This window comes from Candidatus Hydrogenedentota bacterium, assembly GCA_019695095.1.
In the GTDB taxonomy this organism is placed as follows: domain Bacteria; phylum Hydrogenedentota; class Hydrogenedentia; order Hydrogenedentales; family SLHB01; genus JAIBAQ01.
Window position 1 is genome coordinate 1 of record JAIBAQ010000275.1, and the last position, 6040, is coordinate 6040.

General features: G+C 57.1%; 6 protein-coding genes and 1 pseudogene. 6 read left to right on the plus strand and 1 reads right to left on the minus strand.

Annotated features, from left to right (window positions below; all coding sequences use genetic code 11):
* The 6 genes and pseudogenes from K1Y02_24610 to glgC all read left to right on the plus strand — a co-directional run.
* Nucleotides 1-315 (plus strand): hypothetical protein (locus K1Y02_24610; GenBank protein MBX7259565.1); only part of this gene is annotated, 315 nt, incomplete at its 5' end.
* A 4-nt stretch (nucleotides 316-319) separates the two neighbouring features.
* Nucleotides 320-940, plus strand: a pseudogene (locus tag K1Y02_24615) (prepilin-type N-terminal cleavage/methylation domain-containing protein).
* A gap of 2 nt (nucleotides 941-942) precedes the next feature.
* Nucleotides 943-2619: a hypothetical protein gene (locus K1Y02_24620; GenBank protein MBX7259566.1), complete on the plus strand. Its 1677-nt coding sequence runs from the start codon at nucleotides 943-945 to the stop codon at nucleotides 2617-2619.
* The gene (locus K1Y02_24625) at nucleotides 2616-3152 is read left to right on the plus strand and encodes a tetratricopeptide repeat protein (GenBank protein MBX7259567.1); all 537 of its coding nucleotides are present in this window, start codon (nucleotides 2616-2618) and stop codon (nucleotides 3150-3152) included. The genes K1Y02_24620 and K1Y02_24625 overlap by 4 nt, the downstream gene beginning before the upstream one ends.
* Nucleotides 3153-3461: 309 nt before the next feature.
* Nucleotides 3462-4103, plus strand: coding sequence for a cyclase family protein (locus K1Y02_24630; GenBank protein MBX7259568.1), 642 nt, complete (start codon nucleotides 3462-3464; stop codon nucleotides 4101-4103).
* Nucleotides 4104-4122: 19 nt separating this feature from the next.
* Nucleotides 4123-5340 (plus strand): glucose-1-phosphate adenylyltransferase, encoded by a 1218-nt coding sequence (gene glgC / locus K1Y02_24635; protein MBX7259569.1) that lies wholly within the window; start codon nucleotides 4123-4125, stop codon nucleotides 5338-5340.
* Between the two features lie 323 nt (nucleotides 5341-5663).
* Here the strand turns inward: glgC and K1Y02_24640 are convergent.
* Nucleotides 5664-6040 (minus strand): hypothetical protein (locus K1Y02_24640; protein ID MBX7259570.1); only part of this gene is annotated, 377 nt, incomplete at its 5' end.

Here is a 6040-nt window from a genome sequence, read left to right on the forward strand (position 1 = left end):
TCCGAGGCCCATTCACTGACCTCTGACCGTACGGCGGCAAGTATCTCGCTCGAAGGAACTGTCGAACAGATCCATACACTGACCTACGACGAATTGTTGGCCTTCCAGCCCGCCGCACCCCGCTCTCTCGGTGCGGCAGCCACAATCACTGTTTCGTGTTTGGATGCAACAGGTGCTCCCCTTAACACTCCTATCAACCCGGCGAGCCTGGCGCAGCCATTGCCCAACCCGATCGAGGTCCGCATAGTCGCCCAATGGCGCGACGACCGTGGCCGCCCGATGACGGCACAGACAACGTGCCTGTTCAAGAGGTAGCGCCATGAAACGCAACGAAGGCATGACACTTATAGAGCTCGTGATCGTTGTCGCCGTTCTGACAATGCTCATGGGAATGCTCTATAGCATGGCATTGACCTTACAGCGTTCGGCTGCGGATCAGGAATCGAAGATTACTACCGAAGATGACGTGCGAAGCGGAATGCTTCAACTGGTTCGTCAACTTCGGCAAAGCGCAAATTCATCTATTGTTTGGTCGTCGCTACCCGGTGCATCCATCAGTTTCCGAAAGGCGGAAGACGTTGACGGTAACGGAGTAGCGGTCGATCAAGGAGGGTATCTAGAACTTTCCGGAGTTTGGACGATTCAGCGCGATACCGATGACTTAAACAACGACGGACGGACTGTGCAGCAGTTGATACTCACGGACGGAACGCAAGTGACTGTTCTGGCCAATGGCATCATTCCAAGCGAGGACGGCGATTCGGATGGAACACTGGATCCCGGAGAAGACGGGAATGCCAATGGAACGCTTGATCGTGGAGTGTGGTTCGCCACAGAGGGCGCAGGGGTGCGCGTGACGTTGCAGGCGGAGAGATCCTCGGGACCTCGTGGAACCCGCATGCTATCGACACTATCCACACTCGTAATTCCGAGGAACTAGCCATGCACAAAAAAACATATAAAAGGGACGAAGGCGTAGCCCTAGTGACCGCCGTCATCTTCGTCACGCTTGCAGTGATTGTTCTCATGGGATTGTCGGTCCGCGTTGTTCAGCAAAGCGGACAAGTTACGCAATTCCGCATCTTCAACGACACCTTCACCGGAATGGAATCCGCCGTCGCGCGCAGTTGGGTGGAACTCGAATCCGGTCAAGACGGATGGATTGGCATCGACGGATGGACTCCCCCCTCGGGCGCGAGTCAGGTCGTCATTCCCAATTTCACCGATCAAGGCGTTTCTCCCGTCACCTCCAACGGCGTTCCGGGCGTCCAATACATCGCCTACGCAAACAATTGGGCGAACAACGGAATGGACGACAATGGCGACGGGCAAATTGACGACTCCGACGAGGACTTCATGGTTACCATCTACGGTCGCGCGCGCGACCGGGGCGTGGAGCGCACCGTTGAAGTAATCGTGCAAGGCCGGGACGTGAATGTCTGGCGCAACGCCATCTTTGCCGGCGCAGGACAGAGCGGCGGTTTGATCAATGGAAACGTGAGCATTCACGGATCGGTGCACCTGCTCGGCAACAACGTCACCTTCGGAAACACGGTGATGTCCGCGATCGACCTTAGCGGAACCAGCCTCATTCACAACAACTATGTCGGCATTACGGCCGACCTGGAGCAACGTGTACCCCCTCTCCCCACGCGAACACTCGACGGAGAGACGGTCAGTACCTTGGACGCCAAACTGCGAGTCAAGAACGGACTCGTGGGCATGTCCGGCAATTCGGAAATCGGCGAACCCAATGTGCTCGGCAACACCCTTAAAGAAACCTTGGATGGCACCTACGTGACCGACGGGTGGACAGGTACTTCCGTGGATGACGACGGCGGACGGGGCGATCCTACCCACGTGTGGAGCGATAACGGGTGGGATTCCAAATATGACCTGGGCAATAAGGTCAGCTTTCCGCTGCTGACAGAGCCCTATCGTGAAGTATATACAGGCAACATGTATGACAATCCGGCGACCGGCACAAAGTACACACACTTCGAGTACTTTGAGCAGGTACTCGCGGGAACGCCCTATGCCGGCAATATGACCATTCGCGCCAACCAGAACTTCTATTACAACGCCACCCGCCCCACAGAAGTGAACCCGGCACTGCGTCAGGCCACCGACGACTACATCTATTTCGATGCCGCGTCAAATCGCATGTATATCAATGGCCAGATTCAGGTGAACGGCGATCTTGCTATTGATCGGGGCGGCGGTAACGACAAAACCATCAGCTATTCCGGAAGAGGCGCCATTCTCGTTAAAGGGAATGCCTCCCTGGATACGGACCTCTACTCGATGAACGCCAATGGCACGACCGCAAACAGCTTCCCCGTCAACAACTTCTTCGGGCTGATGGTAGGCGGCAATTTGACAGTCGGCACCAACTCTCAACTGAAGCTTATGGGCGGGTTCTACGCGCAGGGACGCATTACTTCGGCAAAGCAGACCATCGTTATGGGAACCTTCGTCTCCACGTATTTCGACATGGGCACGAACGTTCCTGAGATTTACCAGGTTCCCGAATTGGCGAACAACCTTCCCTTGGGCATGATTGGCGGCTATCCAATCCTTGTCTATTCACAGGTGTCTTGGAGAGAACTCGGCGTATGAACGAGACTACAAAGAAAGTACTCCGCGATAACTGGTATCTGGTTGCGATCTTCTGCGTCGTTCTCGTAGCGGCCGGCTTGGGATATGTGCGTTCGGTCGGTGCGTCTGCACCTGTTGAAACCACTCCCGATGTCGAATCGCATCTCATCTCCACCCAGGAGACCGGCGCCACTTCAAACGCGGAGGACGTCACAGGCTCCAAGCGTGACGATGTCGCTGCCGTGTTGGAGGACTACCGGGCGAAGTATGAAGCGGATCCAAAGGGCAAAGATGCTCCTGCCCTACTGGCGGCGATGGGGAACCTCTACCGTCAAAAGCAAGGGAACTACATGGAGGCGGCCCAATGTTTCGAGCGTCTTATCAGCGAACACCCCGACGCTCCCGGTATCCGCGACGCCTACCTCCAACTCGTGACGTGCTACGAACGCGCAGGGGACCGGGAAAACCGCCAACGCGTATTGCGGCGAATCGTTGAAGTCTACCCCGCCGACTCCCAAGAGCACGCCTACGCCTCAACCCAGCTTTATCAATAGACACAACTGCGTTATTTGTCAGAACGCTACGTCAGATGCGACGGCATTGTGGTACAATCCCGTTGAGCGTCGGCGAGAAGCTCGATCAGGCAGTATGCTCATCCGTTCCACGCGCGTGGCCGCGCGGAATGGGTAGTTTTTCTTTCCGGCGTTGAATGTGAGCGGGGAAAAGCCCCAAGTGCCCGATTCAATCGGGCCGTACCGTGGCAATTGGCTGTCGGCCAAATGGTTGCGGAGCGTGCCGACACCCGCCACTACGCACAAATGCGGCAAGCTGGGACGTATCAGCGGAACATATCGGGGGTGTCCATGGCCATTCGTTGGACTGATGTGACCATTCCAATGCGGGATGGCATGACAGTATGGCCGGGGGATCCCGCTTTCGTCTTTTCACCCCTATCTCGCATCGCTGAAGGGGCGAGCTGCAACGTCTCCGCCCTTGCTATGAGCACCCACACGGGTACCCATGTCGACGCACCCTGGCATTTCGAGGACAACGGCGCCCGCTTGGACCAGGTAGACACGTCGATCTTCTTCGGCGAAGCCCTTCTGCTGGATGTGCCGCACGCCGATCTGATTCGCGAGGAGCACCTGGGTGAGGCCCCCTTGCCGCCGCGCGTGCTCATCAAGACACGCAACTCAGAGTATCCGCCCAATGCCCCATTTCAGAAGGACTACGTTGCGCTCGCTCCCGACGCCGCCCAGCGTCTCGTCGACGACAGGGTGCGGCTCGTCGGCGTCGATTACCTGTCCGTAGCCCCGTTCAAGCAACCTGGACAGGATACTCACCATATCCTGCTTCGCAACAATGTGTTTGTGGTCGAAGGCTTGGTTCTGTCCCCGTTTGTCACGCGGACCTACCAGTTCGTGGTCTTGCCTCTGCCCTTGATTGGGGCCGACGGCTCGCCATGCCGTGCCTTCATTGGAGAGGAGGAAGTCGATGGTCCTTAGGGGTCGTTCTCGGTACGATATGAGTAATGTGCTCGCCATGGTATTGGCCGGCGGGGCAGGCGAGCGCCTGTATCCGCTCACCAGAGACCGGGCAAAACCGGCGGTCATGTTCGGGGGCATTTACCGCCTCATCGACATCACGCTGTCAAATTGCCTTAACTCGCACTGCACCAAGATCATGGTGCTTGTCCAATACAAATCGTTGTCACTTATCCGTCACATTCGCGCGGGCTGGAACTTGTTCCATCACGACCTCGGTGAATTCATCGAAGTCATTCCGCCACAAAAGCGTGTCGGTGAAGACTGGTACCAGGGGACGGCTGACGCAATCTATCAAAATTTGTATTCGATCGATCACGTCAACCCTGCCCAGGTCCTGATTCTCGGCGGCGACCACATTTACAAGATGGACTACGGGGAAATGGTCGCGTTCCACCGCCGGAACGAGGCCGACCTCACCATCGCCACGATCGAGATGCCCGTGGCCGAAGCCAGCCGCTTCGGCGTGTTAGGTGTCGATTACACAGGCAAAGTCTCCAGCTTTGAGGAAAAACCCGCTAAACCGTGTGCCATGCCCGACCGGCCCGACACGGCTCTCGCATCAATGGGAATCTACGTATTTGACACGAAGATACTCCGAGAAGCGTGTATGGAGGATGCCAAGGAATCGAGTTCCCACGATTTCGGCAAGGACATCATTCCTAAGCTGATCAAGTCGCACCGGGTCTACGCCTACATGTTCCGCGATGAGAACAAGAAATCCGCCCAATACTGGCGCGACGTGGGAACTCTCGAAGCCTATTGGGAAAGCAACCTCGAATTGGTGTCAGTCGATCCCGTGTTCAACCTGTATGACCGCGACTGGCCCATCCATACCTTGCTGACCAATTCGCCGCCTGCCAAGTTCGTATTCGCGAGCGAAGGCGTCCGCTTTGGGGCGGCCGTGGACTCCATCGTCAGCGCGGGATGCATCATCAGCGGCGGCCTTGTAAAGCGAAGCGTGCTGTCGCCCGACGTCCGCGTGCACAGCTATTCGCACGTCGAGGAATCGATTCTGCTCCCGGAATGCAGCATCGGACGTAACTCACGCATTCGGCGCGCCATCATCGAAAAGAACGTGCACATTCCCGAGAACAGCGTTATCGGATACGACGCGGTGGAGGACGCCAAGCGGTTCCACGTGACCCCATCGGGGATCGTAGTCGTACCCAACGTAAACGGAATATCCGAGATGTGACGGGGCGTCGAGCACGGCAGAACGTGCTGAGCAGGGGACCGCGCGAGCGCGGGTTTCAGTGGTAGAAGCCAAGCCAAGCGGACAGCCTTTTCTCTGGCTTGCCATGGGCACGGCAGACTCTGGCCTGGGGCAAAAATCGCATTGATGATTTGACTCGATACTCTGGAGCGCTGCAAGCGCGAAATACTCCAGCCTGGGTAAGATTCGCGTTTGAAACGCGAATCGAAACCCCAGGTACCCGCCCCCACCCAACGTGAGCCCTGTAAGGGCGAAAGCAACATACACGGTCCGTTTCTTAGGAAAATAGACGCGAGTGGGCGAACCTAAGGCGTCACGATGCCCGTGATGCGTCCAATCTGAAGCGTTGCGGGGTGCCACAACCTGGGACCGCCTTCTCCGCCCAAGCAGTACATGGTGTCTCCGGCGATGTCCGCGCTTGGTAGAGACGTCCGTTCCAGCAATGGGTCAGCAGTGCCAAGCGTCGCGGTCTGCGTGTCATACACAAGCACCGTGGGTTCAAAGAAGGCTTTCCAGTCTTGCGCCTTTTCGCCTTCGGTGTAGACTTGGGTGGCCGTACCGTCGAGGTTCCAGGTCTGCGGATACTTATATCCCGCGATGAGAACGATGTACCGGTCGCGGTAGGTCAGCGCGCGTCGGTTTGCGCCGTGGGGCATGTCGCGGAGCCTTGTCCACGCATTAT